Origin of the sequence: Pseudomonas sp. RU47, from assembly GCF_004011755.1 — a bacterium.
Lineage (GTDB): Bacteria > Pseudomonadota > Gammaproteobacteria > Pseudomonadales > Pseudomonadaceae > Aquipseudomonas.
The window spans coordinates 2,697,395-2,714,466 of the sequence record NZ_CP022411.1 but is presented as its reverse complement, the minus strand read 5'-3'; the positions used below and the strand labels follow the sequence as shown (position 1 = coordinate 2,714,466).

General features: G+C 60.7%; 15 protein-coding genes and 1 riboswitch. Of the genes, 9 read left to right on the top strand and 6 right to left on the bottom strand.

The window, feature by feature from the left end; all coding sequences use genetic code 11:
- Window positions 1–72: 72 nt before the first annotated feature.
- The 4 genes from CCX46_RS12430 (at window position 73) to CCX46_RS12415 (ending at window position 4,175) form a co-directional block, all read left to right on the top strand.
- Window positions 73–1,008 carry a Ppx/GppA family phosphatase gene (locus tag CCX46_RS12430; protein WP_127926887.1) on the top strand — a complete coding sequence of 312 codons (936 nt, stop codon included), beginning with the start codon at window positions 73–75 and terminating at the stop codon, window positions 1,006–1,008.
- A 42-nt stretch (window positions 1,009–1,050) separates the two neighbouring features.
- Window positions 1,051–1,244, top strand: a riboswitch (cobalamin riboswitch).
- 143 nt (window positions 1,245–1,387) lie between these two features.
- Window positions 1,388–2,401, top strand: coding sequence for an ABC transporter substrate-binding protein (locus CCX46_RS12425; protein ID WP_127926886.1), 1,014 nt, complete (start codon window positions 1,388–1,390; stop codon window positions 2,399–2,401).
- 8 nt (window positions 2,402–2,409) lie between these two features.
- Window positions 2,410–3,414: a FecCD family ABC transporter permease gene (locus CCX46_RS12420; RefSeq protein ID WP_177413900.1), complete on the top strand. Its 1,005-nt coding sequence runs from the start codon at window positions 2,410–2,412 to the stop codon at window positions 3,412–3,414.
- Window positions 3,411–4,175, top strand: a complete 765-nt coding sequence (locus tag CCX46_RS12415) for an ABC transporter ATP-binding protein (protein ID WP_127926884.1) — start codon at window positions 3,411–3,413, stop codon at window positions 4,173–4,175. Before CCX46_RS12420 ends, CCX46_RS12415 begins: the two co-directional genes overlap by 4 nt.
- Here CCX46_RS12415 and CCX46_RS12410 read toward each other — a convergent pair.
- Together CCX46_RS12410 and metE are read right to left on the bottom strand one after the other, a co-directional pair.
- The gene (locus CCX46_RS12410) at window positions 4,114–4,665 is read right to left on the bottom strand and encodes a GNAT family N-acetyltransferase (protein ID WP_127926883.1); all 552 of its coding nucleotides are present in this window, start codon (window positions 4,663–4,665) and stop codon (window positions 4,114–4,116) included. The two genes, CCX46_RS12415 and CCX46_RS12410, sit on opposite strands and share 62 nt — an antisense overlap.
- A 204-nt stretch (window positions 4,666–4,869) precedes the next feature.
- Entirely contained in the window at window positions 4,870–7,158 is a 2,289-nt protein-coding gene (gene metE / locus CCX46_RS12400; protein WP_127930380.1) for a 5-methyltetrahydropteroyltriglutamate--homocysteine S-methyltransferase, read from the bottom strand.
- A 423-nt stretch (window positions 7,159–7,581) separates the two neighbouring features.
- On the opposite strand from metE, the gene CCX46_RS12395 reads away from it, so the two are divergent.
- The 4 genes from CCX46_RS12395 to yecR all read left to right on the top strand — a co-directional run bounded on the left by CCX46_RS12395 (window position 7,582) and on the right by yecR (window position 11,292).
- On the top strand, window positions 7,582–8,958 hold the full coding sequence (locus tag CCX46_RS12395) for a pyridoxal-phosphate dependent enzyme (protein ID WP_127926881.1): 1,377 nt from the start codon (window positions 7,582–7,584) through the stop codon (window positions 8,956–8,958).
- On the top strand, window positions 8,955–10,127 hold the full coding sequence (locus CCX46_RS12390; protein ID WP_127926880.1) for a cystathionine gamma-synthase: 1,173 nt from the start codon (window positions 8,955–8,957) through the stop codon (window positions 10,125–10,127). The genes CCX46_RS12395 and CCX46_RS12390 overlap by 4 nt, the downstream gene beginning before the upstream one ends.
- Window positions 10,128–10,636: 509 nt before the next feature.
- Window positions 10,637–10,951 carry a hypothetical protein gene (locus CCX46_RS12385; RefSeq protein ID WP_127926879.1) on the top strand — a complete coding sequence of 105 codons (315 nt, stop codon included), beginning with the start codon at window positions 10,637–10,639 and terminating at the stop codon, window positions 10,949–10,951.
- 32 nt (window positions 10,952–10,983) lie between these two features.
- Window positions 10,984–11,292, top strand: coding sequence for a YecR family lipoprotein (yecR, locus tag CCX46_RS12380; RefSeq protein ID WP_007918065.1), 309 nt, complete (start codon window positions 10,984–10,986; stop codon window positions 11,290–11,292).
- A gap of 102 nt (window positions 11,293–11,394) precedes the next feature.
- Here the strand turns inward: yecR and CCX46_RS12375 are convergent, their stop codons facing one another.
- A complete protein-coding gene (locus CCX46_RS12375) occupies window positions 11,395–13,017 on the bottom strand; it encodes an ATP-binding response regulator (RefSeq protein WP_127926878.1) in 1,623 nt (540 codons plus the stop codon).
- A 115-nt stretch (window positions 13,018–13,132) separates the two neighbouring features.
- Here CCX46_RS12375 and CCX46_RS12370 point away from each other — a divergent pair, with 115 nt between their 5' ends.
- Window positions 13,133–13,738, top strand: coding sequence for a LuxR C-terminal-related transcriptional regulator (locus CCX46_RS12370; RefSeq protein ID WP_127926877.1), 606 nt, complete (start codon window positions 13,133–13,135; stop codon window positions 13,736–13,738).
- Window positions 13,739–13,828: 90 nt separating this feature from the next.
- Here CCX46_RS12370 and CCX46_RS12365 read toward each other — a convergent pair whose 3' ends face one another.
- The 3 genes from CCX46_RS12365 to CCX46_RS12355 all read right to left on the bottom strand — a co-directional run bounded on the left by CCX46_RS12365 (window position 13,829) and on the right by CCX46_RS12355 (window position 17,070).
- Window positions 13,829–14,209, bottom strand: coding sequence for a fe2+ zn2+ uptake regulation protein (locus CCX46_RS12365; RefSeq protein WP_127926876.1), 381 nt, complete (start codon window positions 14,207–14,209; stop codon window positions 13,829–13,831).
- A 132-nt stretch (window positions 14,210–14,341) separates the two neighbouring features.
- Window positions 14,342–16,558, bottom strand: a complete 2,217-nt coding sequence (locus tag CCX46_RS12360) for a TonB-dependent receptor (RefSeq protein WP_127926875.1) — start codon at window positions 16,556–16,558, stop codon at window positions 14,342–14,344.
- 110 nt (window positions 16,559–16,668) lie between these two features.
- On the bottom strand, window positions 16,669–17,070 hold the full coding sequence (locus CCX46_RS12355; RefSeq protein ID WP_127926874.1) for a ParB N-terminal domain-containing protein: 402 nt from the start codon (window positions 17,068–17,070) through the stop codon (window positions 16,669–16,671).
- Window positions 17,071–17,072 lie beyond the last annotated feature (2 nt).

Below are 17,072 nucleotides of genomic sequence, written 5' to 3'. Positions count from 1 at the left end.
TGTCATCAAGATCACGGCAGAATCCTCGCAAACCGTCTTGAGCCTCGCGACGGATGCATTGCAAGGATTCCCATGAAAGACGACGCCTCGCTGTTTGCCGCCATCGACCTGGGTTCGAATGCCTTTCGCCTGATGATCGGCCAGTCAGTGCGCAGTCGAAAGGGCTTGCAGATTCAGGAAGTGAAAACCCTGCGTGAACCCGTGCGCCTCGCCGAAGGTTTTGACGGTGGTACGCTGGATGCGTTGGCACTGGATCGCGGCTGGCAGGCATTGGCGCGGTTCGGCAAGAAGCTGCGCGGTTTCGAGGCCGGCCGGGTTCGCGCGGTGGCGACCAGCGCAGTGCGCGAGGCCGACAATGCGCAACTGTTTCTGGCCAGTGCCGAGCGGCATCTGGGCTTTCCCATCGACGTCATTTGCGGCCATGAAGAGGCGCGGCTGGTCTACGCCGGCGTGACCCACGCCTTGCCGAGCGCCGCAGACCTGCGCCTGGTGGTCGACATCGGCGGCGGCTCCACCGAGCTGATCCTCGGCCAAGGCTCACAACCATTGCTCACCGAAAGCATCGCCATTGGCAGTGGCACCTTGAGCATGCGCTTCTTTCGCGGCGGTGACGTGTCCGCCGGTGCGCTACAGGAGGCCGAACGCTTCGCCATCCTGCAGTTTGAAAAGGTTGCCCGACGCTATCGCGCTCAGGGCTGGCAGCAAACCATCGGTTCGTCCGGCACCGCGCGCATGCTGGCCAAAGTGCTCAAGGCCAATCGCCTCAACGACTACGGTCAGGACGGCATCACCTACGGCGGACTGCTGCGCCTGTCGTTACTTCTGCTGAAGGTGAACAACGTCCAGCAACTGAAACTGGCCGGGCTGCAACCTCATCGCCAGAGCATTCTGCCCGGCGGTCTGGTGTTGATGCTGGCCGCCTTCAAAGTGTTCGGCATCGCACAAATGCTGCCCTCCGAACCGGGCCTGCGTTTAGGCGTGTTGCACGGTTTGATGAGCCAGCACTAATCCTCGTCACGGCAGATTCGTCTCCCCTTCAGCGGCTCGATCGACTACCATGCCGCGGCCGGTTCCCGAACGGGACTAACAGGGAATCCGAGGTGCTTGCTCAGCACTGATCGGAACTGCCCCCGCAACTGTAGGTGCCGAGCCTGCTCCACGACTGCCACTGGGTGAATCCCGGGAAGGCCGGAGCCAGGCGATGACGCATCAGTCAGGAGACCTGCCGGCACAGTGATTACTAACCGGCGGGGTGTCCGGGAAGGACATCGTGCCGTGCGCGTCTTCGTTGGCTGCCCGGCCTTGCGCTGTTTTCCTGACTGCGTTCGATGGTGTGTTTCCAATCCGTACTCTCCCGCTCCCGTACGGTTCCCCTGGAGACTGCCCCATGCTGCTGCCCCGCGTTGCCACCCTGATCACCGGCCTGAGCCTTGGCGCCATGGCGCATGCGGCACCGACGGTCTATCCGCTGACGGTCGAAAACTGCGGCAGCACCCTGACCTTCCAGCACGCACCGACGCGCACCGTGACCATCGGCCAGGCCGGCACGGAAATGCTCTACGCCATGGGCCTGGGCGACAAAGTCGTCGGCACCTCGTTGTGGTTCAACAATGTGCTGGCCAAATACAAAGTGCAGGACGACAAGATCGAGCGTTTGGCTGACAACGAGCCAAGTTTCGAATCGGTAATCGGCAAGCGCCCGGAACTGGTCGCCGTGGAGCTGGAATGGATGGTCGGCCCGCAAGGCGCGGTCGGCACCCGCGAGCAGTTTCATGAGCTGAAGATTCCGACCTATCTGCTGCCCTCCGATTGCGAAGCCAAGGACAACCTCGTCGGCGCCGATGGCACGCGACTGGCGCCGTTTCGCATCGAGACGATTTACAAAAGCGTGAGCCAACTGGCGCAGATCTTTGATGTGCAGGATCGTGGCCAGCAGCTCAACGACGAGCTCAAAGCCAGCCTCGCCAAATCGATTGCCACAGCCCAAGGCAAACAGCTCAAGGATGCCAGCGCGCTGGTCTGGTTTTCCAGCGCACAAATGGACATCGAGCCGTTCGTGGCCGGGCACAAAGGCATTCCCGACTTCATGCTCAGCACCCTCGGCGTGCGCAACGTGGTGGAGTCCGATGAAGAGTGGCCAACGGTCGGCTGGGAAACCATCGCCAAGGCTAATCCAACCTTTCTCGTCATCGCGCGCATGGACCGTCGACGCTTCCCCGCCGACGACTATGAAAAGAAACTCGCCTTCCTGCGCACTGACCCGGTGACGCGCAACATGGACGCGGTGAAGCACAACCGCATCATCATTCTTGACGCCATGGCTATGCAGGCGAGCCTGCGCATGTTCGATGGCATCGAGCAATTGGCCACGGCCATCAACGGCAATGACCTGTCGCAATGAGTGCCAGTCTGATCCGTACGCTGCTGGCCTTGGTGACACTGTTGATTGCAGTGGTCGCTGGTGTGGCCATCGGCGAAACCTCGATTGAACCGGGCGTGGTCGTGCAAGTGCTGGCGAACAAATTGTGGGGCGCCGGGTACGCGCTGGATCCTATCGACGAAGGCATCGTCTGGAACTATCGCCTGACCCGCGCACTGGTCGCAGCGGCGTGCGGTGCCGGTCTGGCGACGTGCGGAGTGATCTTGCAGTCGCTGTTGCGCAACCCGCTGGCCGATCCCTATCTGCTGGGGATTTCTGCCGGCGCCTCGACCGGGGCGGTGATGGTGGCATTACTCGGTGTCGGCGCCGGGATCATCTCGCTGTCAGTCGGTGCATTTGCCGGCGCAGTCACGGCGTTCGTGCTGGTGATTGTGCTGGCGCGAGTCAGCGGTTCGGCCAGCGGCACCGGGCAGATCATTCTTGCCGGGATCGCCGGCTCGCAGCTGTTCAACGCGCTCACGGCGTTTTTGATCACCCGCTCGGCCAGCTCTGAACAGGCGCGCGGCATCATGTTCTGGCTGTTGGGCAATCTCGGCGGCGTGCGCTGGCCGTCGGTGTGGCTGGCGGTGCCGGTGGCCGTGTTGGGACTGGTCGTGTGTCTGTGGCATCGGCGGGCGCTGGATGCGTTTACCTTTGGTGCGGATTCGGCGGCATCCCTCGGCATTCCGGTGCGACGTGTGCAGATTCTGCTGATTGGCTGCGCGGCACTGGTGACGGCGGTGATGGTGTCGATTGTCGGTTCGATCGGTTTTGTCGGGCTGGTGATTCCCCACGCCGCGCGTCTGTTGCTCGGCACCGGGCATGCCCGGCTGCTGCCGGCAAGTGCGCTGGGCGGCGCAGTGTTTCTGATTGCCGCTGATGTGCTGTCGCGCACGTTGATCAAGGGCCAGGTGATTCCGGTCGGGGTGATTACCGCGCTGGTCGGCGCGCCGGTGTTTGCCTTGATTCTGGTAGGCCGCAGGTCCGCTCGATGAATAGTGTTTTGAGTTGTTCTGGTCTGAGCTTCAGAGTGCGCGGCGCCGAGTTGCTCAGCGGTGTCAGCCTTGAAGTTCAGCGCGGCGAAACCCTCGGCATCGTCGGGCCGAATGGATCCGGCAAATCCACCCTGCTCAAACTGCTGGCCGGGCTGCGTGAACCGAGCGCTGGCGAGGTGCTGCTCGAAGGTCAGCACCTGGGCAAAATGGCCCGGCGCAGCATTGCGCAAAAGCTTGCGGTGGTCGAGCAACAGGCCGACACCGACGACGGCATTCGCGTGTTCGATGCGGTGGCGCTGGGGCGTACGCCTTGGCTGTCGGCGCTGCAACCGTGGTCCGCGGCCGACGACGCCATTGTTCAGCAGGCGCTGACCGACGTCGACGCGATGCACCTGCGCACCCGTCTCTGGCGCAGCCTGTCCGGTGGTGAGCGACAACGGGTACACATCGCTCGGGCCCTGGCGCAGCGACCGCAAATCCTGTTGCTGGACGAACCGGCCAACCACCTCGACATTCAGCATCAGCTGACCATTCTCAACGTGGTGCAGGCGTTGCCGGTGACCACGCTGATCGCCTTGCATGATCTTAATCAGGCGTTGAAATGCGATCGTCTGGCGGTGCTGGAGCGCGGGTGGCTGGTGGCGCTGGGCGAACCGTTGGCGGTGCTGACACCGCAGCGATTACAGGAGACGTTCGGGGTCAGGGCGCACTATCTGACAGACCCGTTCGATGGGGCGCAGATTCTTCGATTTCACTCATGACGTTGTGCATGTGCGTGGTCTGCCAGACCGGATCAGCGTCGACGTCAATAATCTCGAAACCCTGCCGCTGCCAGAACGCGATGGCCCCCGGCAGAAACGGATGGGTGTGCAGGTAGATCACCTCGACTCCGTCGGCGAGTGCCAGGTCTTTGAGTGATCGATACAACGCCGCGGCCAACCCGGAACGCCGTTGTGAAGGCACGACGAACAGGCGCACGATTTCCACTACCTTGCGGCCGGGATAATCAAGGTTCGGGAAGCGTCGGTCGTAAGGGAGATAGCCGATGGAGGCAACGATCTGCCCTTCGTGACGAGCAATCAGAAAGCGCCCTTCCCCACGCAGATAAACCTCGGCAAAACGCGCCAGATCGTCAGGCATGCCGGTCGCGTTGAGCTTGGGGAAAAGCTCGGCACGGGCCTTTAAGACAAAATCCAGCACGGCAGGAATGTCGGCGTCGGAAACAGCTTGAATAAAGGGTTGATGTTTCATGTAGCGAAAGCGCCTGGACTGCGGCTGGCCACAGTAGCAACAACAGGTCCCGCGAAGCCATCCAATCTCATGACTTGCACAAAACCCTGTGGGAGCGAGCCTGCTCGCGAAGGCGGCAGATCATCCAACATTGATGTTGACTGACAAGACGCTTTCGCGAGCAGGCTCGCTCCCACAGGTGTTGTGTTTCATGCCGGGTGAGGGTTACGCCAACTCTTTACGCAGCTGCCGGGCGGCGGTGACCATGTGCACCAGCGCCGCTTCCGTCTCCGGCCAGCCACGGGTTTTCAAACCGCAATCCGGGTTGACCCATAGCCGCTCGGCCGGAATCCGCTTGGCCGCCTTGCGCAGCAGATTAGCCATTTCCGCAGCATCCGGGATGCGTGGCGAGTGGATGTCGTAAACGCCCGGGCCGATGTCGTTCGGGTAAGCGAAGGCTTCGAAGGCATCCAGCAATTCCATGTCGGAACGCGAGGTTTCGATGGTGATCACGTCGGCATCCATCGCCGCGATGGATTCGATCACATCGTTGAACTCGCTGTAGCACATGTGCGTGTGGATCTGCGTTTCGTCGCGCACACCGGAGGCGCACAGGCGGAACACCTCAGTCGCCCAGTCCAGATAATGCTGCCACTGCGCCCGACGCAAAGGCAGACCTTCACGGAACGCCGCTTCGTCGATCTGCACGATCTTGATGCCGGCGGCTTCCAGATCCACCACTTCATCACGAATCGCCAGCGCCAGTTGCCGCGCCTGCACTTCGCGGCTGACGTCTTCACGCGGGAACGACCACATCAGCATGGTCACCGGGCCGGTCAGCATGCCTTTCATGACCTTGTCGGTGAGGCCTTGAGCGTAGCGGATCCACTCCACGGTCATGGCTTTCGGACGGCTGAGGTCGCCGAAGATCACCGCCGGTTTCACGCAGCGCGAACCGTAACTTTGTACCCAGCCGAAACGGGTGAGCACATAGCCGTCCAGTTGTTCGGCGAAATATTCGACCATGTCGTTGCGCTCGGCTTCACCGTGCACCAGCACATCGAGACCCAGACGCTCCTGGATTTCCACCGCGTGGCGGATTTCGCTGTGCATGGCTTCGGTGTATTCGGCTTCGCTCAACTTGCCTTGTTTGAACGACTGCCGAGCGAGGCGGATCGACGCGGTTTGCGGAAACGAACCGATGGTCGTGGTCGGGAACAGCGGCAGATCCAGACCGGCACGCTGCTTGGCGATGCGCTGGGCGAACAGCGACTGACGCTGACTGTCCTTGGCTGTAACCGCGGCGACACGGGCCTGAACGGCCGGTTTGTGAATGCGCGGGGAAGCTGCACGTGCAGCCTGCACCGAGCGACTTTCAGTCAGTGCGCGCAGCACTTTCGGCGCTTCCGGTTCGTTGACCGCTTGAGCCAGAACCGCGACTTCTTCGCACTTCTGCACAGCGAAGGCCAACCAGCTTTTCAACTCGGCATCGAGCTTGTCTTCACGAGCCAGATCCACCGGGCTGTGCAGCAGCGAGCAGGACGGCGCGACCCACAGGCGATCGCCCAGACGCTCATGGGCATGCTGCAACGTCGCCAAGGCATTTTCCAGATCGCAGCGCCAGACATTACGGCCATTGACCACGCCCAAGGACAACACTTTATAGGCTGGCAGACGATCAAGAATGGTCGGGTACTGCTCCGGTGCGCGCACCAGATCAATGTGCAAACCGTCGACCGGCAGGTTCGCCGCCAGACCAAGATTTTCTTCCAGACCACCAAAGTAAGTAGCGAGCAGTTTCTTCAGCGGATCACGCTGGATCTGGTTGTAGGCACGCTCGAAAGCGTTCTTCCACTCCTGCGGCAGGTCGAGTACCAGAATCGGCTCGTCGATCTGCACCCACTCGACGCCTTGGGCGGCGAGACGCGCGAAGATCTGCCCGTACAACGGCAGCAGGCGATCAAGCAATTCCAGCTTGTCGAACTCGGCACCTTTGGCCTTGCCCAACCACAGATACGTCAACGGGCCGATGATCACCGGTTTGACGTTATGGCCCAGCGCGCGGGCTTCTTCGACTTCTTCGAAGAGTTGATCCCAGCCCAACTGGAACTGCTGATCAGCACTGAATTCAGGGACCAGGTAGTGATAGTTGGTGTCGAACCACTTGGTCATTTCCTGAGCGTGCGCACCGCCGCCGCAGCTGTCGCTGACGCCGCGGGCCATGGCGAACAGGGTTTGCAGATTGGCTTTGCCATCGTGCGGGCGGAAGCGCTCAGGGATTACGCCAAACATCAGCGAGTGCGTCAGCACCTGGTCATACCAAGCGAAATCGCCGACCGGGAGCAATTCGATGCCGGCGTTTTTCTGCAAATCCCAGTGAGCCTTGCGCAGCTCACGGCCAACATCACGCAGGCCGGCCTCGTTCAGTTCTCCTTTCCAGAACGCCTCTTGCGCTTTCTTCAGTTCGCGGTCGCGACCGATGCGCGGAAATCCAAGGGAATGGGCCAGTGCCATAACAAACAACTCCAATGTCTTGTTGATGGCGGCCATTGTCGGCATCAGTCGTTATTGAGACAAACTCAATTTAATCTTGATCAACACGAGTTCTACTCATGATCAATTGATCACAGCCTGTCACCTGAAAACACTCCAGAACTGAGAGCGCCGGCGACGGCTGAGCGGTTTTTGCGGCAGGAAATTTCTTGGCAATTCAAGCTGTTCGTCGCCATGAAGACGCCCTTTGAAAACTCGATGACGCCTCTGTGTAAACGCTCTCGAACCCGCCCCGGCAGGTCTTTGATTTCGATCTATCGTTAGATCGAAATGGCTGTATTTGCGACCGACTAAAGGTTGCGACAGCCGATGTCTGAGCCTATGTTGCACGCGAGTCTTTTCCCCGCGATTGGAACGCGATCAACACCATTAAGAGGTGAAGAAATGTCAAAGGAATCACGCCCTGCCGTACTTGGGCTGATCGGCAATACTCCGCTTGTGCAAGTCACCCGCTTCGACACCGGGCCTTGCACGCTGTTTCTCAAACTTGAATCGCAGAACCCCGGTGGTTCGATCAAGGACCGCATCGGTCTGGCCATGATCGACGCCGCCGAGCGTGATGGTCGTCTGCAACCCGGCGGCACGATCGTCGAAGCCACCGCCGGCAACACCGGCCTGGGCCTGGCACTGGTTGGCCGCGCCAAAGGTTATCGCGTGGTGCTGGTGGTGCCAGACAAAATGTCCACCGAGAAAGTCCTGCACTTGAAGGCCATGGGCGCCGAGGTACACATCACCCGCTCCGACGTCGGCAAGGGCCATCCCGAGTATTACCAGGACGTCGCCGCCCGTTTGGCGAAAGACATTCCCGGCGCGTTTTTCGCCGATCAGTTCAACAACCCAGCCAACCCGCTGGCCCACGAATGCAGCACCGCGCCGGAAATCTGGGCGCAGACCGAACATGATCTGGACGCGATCGTCGTCGGTGTCGGTTCGGCCGGCACGCTGACCGGCCTGAGCCGCTTCTTCAAGCGTGTGCAACCTGATCTGGAAATGGTCCTGGCCGACCCGGTCGGTTCGGTGATGGCGCAATACAGCCGTGACGGCTCGCTGCCGACGCCCGGTTCATGGGCGGTGGAAGGCATCGGCGAGGACTTCATTCCGTCGATCACCGACCTCTCCAGCGTGCGCCATGCCTACTCGATCAGCGATGAAGAAAGCTTCGACCACGCCCGTCAGTTGCTCAAGGCCGAAGGTATCCTCGGCGGTTCGTCGACCGGCACCCTGCTCGCTGCGGCGCTGCGTTATTGCCGTGAACAGACCGAGCCGAAACGCGTGGTCAGCTTTGTCTGCGACACCGGTACGCGCTATCTGTCGAAGGTCTACAACGACCAGTGGATGACCGATCAAGGCCTGTTGCAGCGCAAGGGTTACGGTGACCTGCGCGATCTGATCGCCCGGCGTTTCGAAGACGGCCGCGTGATCAGTGTCGGCCCTGACGACACGTTGCTGACCGCGTTCCAGCGCATGCGCCTGGCGGATGTCTCGCAGTTGCCGGTGCTGGTGGAAGGCAAGCAACTGGTCGGTGTGATCGACGAATCCGACATCCTGCTGCCGGTGCACGAAGACGCCGCGCGCTTCAGCCAATCGGTGTCCAGCGTGATGACCGACAAGCTGCAAACCCTTGCCCCCGGTGCCAGCCTTTCCGAGCTGGAAGCGGTGCTCAGCCGTGGCCTCGTCGCCATCATTGCCGACGCGTCGGGCTTCCATGGCCTGATCACCCGCACCGACATGCTCAACCAATTACGGAGATCCCTCGCATGAGTCAGCACGACGACAATTCCCAAGGCTTCGCGACCCGGGTGATCCACGCCGGGCAGACGCCAGACCCGACCACTGGCGCGCTGATGCCGCCAATCTACGCCAACTCCACGTACCTGCAAGACAGCCCCGGCGTGCACAAGGGTTTCGATTACGGCCGCTCGCACAACCCGACGCGTTTTGCCTTGGAGCGTTGCGTGGCGGATCTGGAAGGTGGCACCCGCGCATTCGCGTTCGCTTCCGGGCTGGCGGCGATTTCCACGGTGCTGGAATTGCTTGATGCCGGCTCGCACATCGTCTCCGGCAATGACTTGTACGGCGGCACCTTCCGCCTGTTCGACAAGGTCCGTCAGCGCAGCGCCGGGCACCGCTTCAGCTTCGTTGATCTGGCCGATCTGTCGGCGTTCGAAGCGTCGTTGCAGGACGACACGCGCATGGTCATGGTCGAGACGCCGACCAACCCGCTGCTGAGCCTGTCGGATCTGGCCGCGATCGCGCGTATCTGCCGCGCTCGCGGGATTATCTGCGTAGCCGACAACACCTTCGCCAGCCCGTATATCCAGCGGCCGCTGGAGCTGGGTTTCGACATCGTGCTGCACTCGACCACCAAGTACCTGAACGGTCACTCCGACGTGATCGGCGGCATCGCCGTGGTCGGCCAGAACGAAGAACTGGCCGAGAAGCTGGGCTTCTTGCAGAACGCCGTCGGTGCGATTGCCGGGCCGTTCGATGCGTTTCTGACCCTGCGCGGGGTGAAAACCCTGGCGCTGCGCATGGAACGTCATTGCAGCAACGCGCTGGACCTGGCGCGGTGGCTGGAACAGCAGCCACAGGTCAAACGCGTCTACTATCCGGGCCTTGAGTCGCACCCGCAGCATGAGTTGGCCAAGCGCCAGATGCGTGGTTTCGGTGGGATGATTTCCGTCGATCTGAACAGTGATCTGGCGGGCGCGCGGCGCTTCCTTGAGAACGTGAAGATCTTCGCCTTGGCGGAAAGTCTCGGTGGCGTGGAAAGCCTGATCGAGCACCCGGCGATCATGACCCACGCGACCATTCCGGCTGATACCCGCGCGAAACTGGGGATTGGCGATGGTCTGGTGCGTCTTTCGGTTGGCGTTGAAGACGTCGAAGACCTGCGCGCCGATCTGGCGCAGGCGCTGCAATCGATCTGACCTTGCAGGAACGACAAAGCCCGCATAAAGCGGGCTTTGATGTTCGAGCAGGCGGCCAGTGCTGGTCTCTGGCTTACAAGGTTTATCGGGCTTCCCACAGTACCGGGCCAAATTGAAAAGGTACGGCCTCGGCTGCTTCACACGGCATAAGGGCTGGATCTCAGCGCGGAGATCTTTCTAACCGTGTACCTTTCGGAGCGCGCCCCACGCCCCCTTGCTATCCGATTGCGCATCAGTCTGCGTCTTCGCCTACATCTTTGAGCCTAGCAAAGGCTCGCCCGATCGCCCCGGCGTTTTTAGACCGATTTGAGCTTTGCCCGAATCGGGCAGGAAGAGAAGCGCCTAATGCCCGTCGATCCCCCACTGCACTAGCACATTTGTGCTAATCGACCGCCCTGTCAGCTGACGTTATATTCCCCCGCAACCCACGATGTTCCTCAACGCTGCCTGTTCGCAGCGTGCGGGATCGTTGTGCCTGGAAATCAGAACAACACCAAGGAAGAAACACCATGAAACTCCATGCAGGCCTCTGCAAGATCGCCGTGGTCGGCGCCGTGCTGCTCGGCGTGGCCGGCTGCCAGACCGTCAAACCCACTGAAGCGAGCATGAAAGAACGCGCGCAAACGGTGATTGGTAAACCGGTGTCGAAAATCGACAACATCCGCAACGACAGCACCCTCACCTACTACACCGCGTACACCCCGGCCGGGGAATACAACTGTGAATTGCCCAGCGGCGTAATCATCGCCGTGGCGAGCATGGGCATTATGTCGCCGCCGCTGTCGTGCCTGCCGAAAGGCGCTTCGCCAATCCCACTGCAATAACTTCTCCGCCCGGTAAAGGACACCGTTCGCCCATGAAAACCCTGATCGCAACACTCACTCTCAGCGCCCTTTTCCTCACTGGCTGCGCCACGCCGAAACAGTGGGAAGCCACCGGCGGCAGCAAAAACGATGGCGTTGTCCAGGTCTCCTATGAACTGGGCCAGTTCGAAAGCGGCCAGACCAGCGCCGAACAAGGCCTGACCGTCGCCGCCCAACGCTGCAAGACCTGGGGCTATAAAAACGCCGAGGTCACCGGCTCCGAGAAAAACATCTGCCGCACCATGGGCCAGTACAACTGCCTGCAAACCACCATCACTCAGGATTACCTGTGCAAGCGCTGAGCACGCATTAACGTTGTAGGAGCTGTCGAGTGCAACGAGGCTGCGATCTTTTGATTTTGATCCTGAAAATGAAGATCAAAAGATCGCAGCGTGCCGCAGCTCCTACAAGGCTTGGGTTTGCGGTCGGCGGTCGCGCAAGGTTCGCAACGTCGCGCGCAGCTCGGCCGGGCGCACCGGCTTGGACAAGATCGCGATGTGGCGGTCGTGCAGGGCGGCCTGGATTTTTTCGACGTCATGTCCGGTAATGATCATCGCGGGCACTGCCCAGCCCCTCCGCCTGCGTACGTCGTCGATACATTCGATGCCGGTGGCATGAGTGCCGAGGTCATAGTCAGCGACGATGATGTCGCAATCGGTGACCAGGTCCTGAGCCGTCAACTCGACCTGAACCACACAGCCCCAACGCTCCAATAGCGCCGAAGTCGCGAGCAATACGTTGCGATCATCCTCCACCAGACACACCTTCAACCCGGTCAGCAAACCGACCTGACGTGCTTCATCCCGATTGACCGTCACCTGCGGCGGCGCGGTGATCGGCAAGCCGTACAAAGTCACCGCCGTACCCCGTCCAAGCTGCGACCGCAGGGCAACGCCGACACCGATCAACTCGCCCAGACGCTTGACGATCGACAGCCCTAGCCCGAGGCCTTCGACATCCTTGTCGCGTACCTGGCGCACCCGATAAAACTCCTCGAACACCTTGGCCAGATGTTCTTCGGCGATACCGTTGCCGCGGTCATAAATCACAATGGCCAGCCCTGCTCCGCGCCGGCGCACACCGATCAGCACCGGCCGATGCGCGCCATATTTGAAGCAGTTGGAAAGCGCGTTCTGCACCATGGTCGCCAGTAACGCCGGATCGGTTTGCACCCAATACTCACAGGGGCGCAAACGCAACTCCACTCCAGCCCAACGCGCTGCTTCAGCGTTCTGGCGAATCAGATCCGCGAGCCACTCACCTAAATTGACGGTTTGCAGTTTGGGCAGAACACGGCCGTTATCGAGGGTGTACAGATCGAGAATCGAGCGGAACAGTTGCGAAACATTGAGCAGCGATCGATCGATGTTATCGACCAGACGCCGCTCCTCATCGCCCAACCGCGACTCCCGCAGGCACGCGGTAAACAGCCCAATCGAATGAATCGGCTGGCGCAGATCATGACTGGCCTGGGCGAGAAACCGCGACTTTTCCAGATTCGCCGCCACCGCCTCTTCGGAGGCCTTGCGCGTACGCTCCAGCAGCAAGTGCGCATAAAACGGGATCACCGTGCTGGTGATGATCAGCATCAACACCATGAACGGTTGCGCCTGCCACACCGGGGTCAGGCGATAAACACACACCAGCGCCAGCAACGCCAATGCCGTGGCAATCGCCAGATAACGCGAGCCATAGCGCATACCATTGCCGAGGTTGACCCAGATGATCACCGCATACAGCGGCAACGCCGCCTCGCCACCGACCACCAGGCCAAAGCAGGTGCCGGTGTAATCGTGGACCATGGCGAAAATCCGCCGCGCCGGGTAATGCCCCGGCCAGCGTGCAATCGCCTGACGCAAACCGATCGAGGCCAGCAAAAACACGATGATGTATGTGACAACCGGCAGATAGGTATCGAAGCGCTGGCCTGGCAAAAAACCCAGTATGAGCATGTAAACCACGGCAATACTGGCGATGATGATGCGCAGATTGGCCTGGTCGAGTTCGGTGTTTTTCTCGAACTTCATGGTTAAACGTCCTTGTGCGGCAATCGTCAGTTTCCGAATCAGCCTACAGGCAACCTTCGCGCCCGGTGCTAAGGTGCAAGCCTTGAGTAACGCCTGACCCAGGGAGGGTCACGCCATGACATGCCGAATTATCATAGCCGACGATCACCCGCTGTTTCGCGAGGCGATGCTGCGTACGGTACAGCGTTTGCTGCCCGAGGCCGTTATCGACGAAGCCGGCGATCTCGACGCCGTGCTGGCGCTGCTGCCTTTGGGTGATGAGCCGGACACATTGATTATTGACCTGCGTTTCCCCGGGCTCACGTGTGTGAACCAGCTCGCCGAACTTCGTCGACGCTTGCCGCGTACCACGCTGATTGTGGTGTCGATGGTCGATGACGAGTCGTTGATCAGCGAAGTCATGGCCGCCGGTATCGACGGTTTTATCGGCAAAAACATCGCTCCGGACGAAATCGGTCAGGCAATTCTGGCAATTCGCGAAGGTGAAGTACTGGTGAAGTTCGCACCCTCAGGCCTGCTGCCGCTGGAAACCGGCGCCGCTCTCACGCCTCGTCAGCAAGACGTACTGCGCTTGATTGCCCAAGGCAAGACCAACAAGGAAATCGCCCGTGAACTGGATATCTCACCGTTCACGGTGCGCATTCATGTGTCTTCTTTATTACGCACGCTTAACGTGCCCTCACGGGCAGCCGCCGCCGTGAAATACACGGGGACTCTGTAGGAGCTGCCGAAGGCTCGGGCCGCGATCGGACGATCTTTTGATCTTGTCTTTTAAAAAACAAAGTCAAAAGATCGCAGCCTTCGGCAGCTCCTACACGGGATCTGTGTGTTGCTGCAGCAATTCCATGGCCTCAGAGGAAAATCGGTAGGTCTTGTCACTCCCGAGCACGATCAGCCCCTCTTCACCCAGACGCTTGAGCACTTCACGCACACTGACGAACGACAGCTCGGGCGATGAAGACTCGACAAACGCATGCACACCATTCACCCCGATCCCATGCCCGTCGCGGCCGGCCACCACCAGTGCATTGATGACTTTGAAGCGGATCAGGCTGGTGCGCAGTCCGAAGTGGCGCAGCAGTTCGCGAATATGCGTATTGGCGCTGCGATCAAACTCAAAGGCCAATGGGTTGTTCGCTGTCCGAAAAGCCAACGGTGCGTTTACCGCGCCAACGCCTGGGTTGTTAAACATGGCGAATACTCCTTGTTTTAAAGGTTCAGGCGGACAGCAATTGCTGCCCGCCTGCCGACCACGTGTCGGACAGGCAACGTGATCGTGACTATCTATATAGAAGCTCACGACAGCGCCGCCCCTCCCGCCCCGTCAGAAATCGACCGTGGCCGACAGCTGCAAGGTCCGCGGGTAACCCGGAGAAAACGCGCCGTAGGACGCCACGCCCGACCAGTACTCACGATCGAAGACGTTCTGCACGGTGGCGCGGAACGTCGTTGGCCGGCCTTCGATTTTGGTCGCATAACGCGCGCCGGCGTCGACGCGGGTCCAGGCATCCAGTTCCTGAGTGTTAGCCTGGTTGACGTACTGGCTGTCGGTGTAGATCGCCCCGCCGGTGAGGGTGAAGCCTTCAAGCCATGGCGTGTCCCATTCGGCCCATACGTTGGCTTGCACGTCCGGCACGCCGACCGGTTTGTTGCCACGGTTGGCCTTGGTCGCCGAATCGGTCAGCTCGCCGTCGAGCACGGTCACGCCGCCCATCAGGCGAGTGCCCGGGGCCACTTCGCCGAACATGCTCAATTCAACGCCACGGTTACGTTGTTCGGCCTGCACCGAGAACACGTTGTCGGCACCGACTTCGCCACTGGGTTTCTCGATCTGGAACAACGCCAGCGTGGTCATGAACGTACCGTGCTCGTACTTGACGCCAATCTCATGCTGCTTGGATTCGTACGGGGCGAAGGTTTCGCCGGCGTTGGACGCCGTGCCCGGGGCGATGTCGCCCTTGCTCAAGCCTTCGACATAATTGTAGTAGAGCGAAACGTCTTCCCAAGGCTTGACCACCACGCCAACCAGCGGGCTCGTGGCGTTGTCCTTGTATTTCGAACTGACCGCACCGGCCGCGTTGTAGTTACGCGATTCGATGTCCTGGCGACGCACGCCAAGGGTCAACTGGAAGCGGTCATCGAGCATCGACATTGTGTCGGTCAACGCCACGCCGGACAGCTCCGATTCGGAAACGCGCAACACCTTTGGCGAGTTGATGTACTGCTGCGGCCTGTCGATCGGGTGGTAGATATTCGACAGGATGGCCGTGCCGTTGTTGATGCCGCGTGACAGCTCATCCTGATACCGGGTCGCCATGACCGTGGTGGTGTGAGTGATCGGGCCAGTGGCAAACACACCACGCATACCGACGTCAGCCGTCGAGCGATCAACGTTGAATTTGTAGTAGCCGGGAATGTTGCTGGTATCACCGGCGTCATTGAGAATTCTCGGCACCTGGTCGGACAGGCGTTTGACGTCGGATCTACCACCGCCGGCATGAGCGAACACGGTGACGTTGTCGGTCAGGTCATATTCGCCACCGAGCAACGCCGACTGCTCTTTGGTATCCGACCAGCCCCAGTCCTGCGAGTGATTGGTGCGGCCGTTCGGCGCAGACGGCACATCAACGCTCGGCGCAATGGTGAAGGGCCGCGAAGCGCCCTCCCAGCTTTCTTTCTGGCTGATGTAATCGAGGTTCAGGCGCAGACGCTCGCCGCGATAATCCAGGGCGATCGCGCCGACACCGAGGTCGCGATGCTGATCATCGACGGCGGTATCGCCACCCTGCAGGTTGCCGTTGAAACGCACGCCGAACTGGTTCTCCGAACCGAAGCGCCGACTCAGATCCAGATGCCCACCGACCTGAGAATCCGAGGCATAGGTGCCGGTGAACCGGGTCAGGTCTTCATCCAGCGGACGCTTGGGCACGATGTTGATCACGCCGCCGACGCCGCTGTTCGGCGAGATGCCGTACATCAGCGCGCCCGGCCCTTTGAGCACTTCGACGCGCTCGGCGTAGTCGGTGAACACCCGATAATTCGGCGCGACACCGTAGACACCGTCGAACGCCAGCTCACCAAGGTTGCCTTCGCCAATCGGGAAGCCACGGATGAAAAACGAGTCGACAATTCCGCCAGTCTGCCCGGTTGAGCGCACCGAAGGATCGCGCTCCAAGGCGTCGGCGACGGTCACGGTTTGCAGATCAGCGAGGGTTTTGGCGGTGTAGCTGGTGACGCTGAACGGCGTGTCCATCACGTCTTTGTTGCCCAGCATGCCCAGCCGTGCGCCGCGCGCCACCTGGCCGCCGGCGAGGGTTTCCGGCAACGCGGTCGCGCCGTTGTAACGGGCGTTGACGTTGGTGGTGTCGAGGGTCAGCGCGTCCGGCGCGGCGTTCGCAGTCGGGTCGGCGGCAACGCCTGGTTGCTCGGGGCTGGCGGCCCAAGCGTTGGCGCTTCCTGCGACCAAAACGAAATTCAGCATGGCGGTACGCACGGCGAGTGCTAACACCCGCTCACCGCGAGGACGACTGACAACAGGCATGACGTGAGGATCCTTTTCATCGAGGGAAAATGGTAATCACTCCTATTGCCAGTCGATCTGCGAAAAAGTATCACCCGCAGTAAAGTTTTTTTGCTGTGGCTCGATCAGGGTCAGGCGTAGAGACTTTCCAGGGGGATCGCGACGACCGGCAACGCAGGGTCAAACGCGTGCCGGGTGGTCTTGTAAGGCAAAATCTCGCCGCGAGCGATGGTGGTGAAAATCCGCGCCACCTCGAACGCCTGCCCGGTCTGCCAATGCCGCACACAGACGCGCGGATCGGAGTAGTCGAGCTGGATGCACGGCACCCGTTTCAAACCCAGCTGCAACGCCGCGGTGAAACGGTGATTACCGTCCATCACGATGCCGCGCGAACGCTCGACGATGATCGGTTCCAGCCAATGCCCGGCGCGGACAATCGACTCGCGCAGCAGCGTCACGTTGGCCGGATCGACCTGCTCCGACTGCAACACGTCGCACAGTGGCCGCAGCGCAATCTGATAACCGTGATCCATGA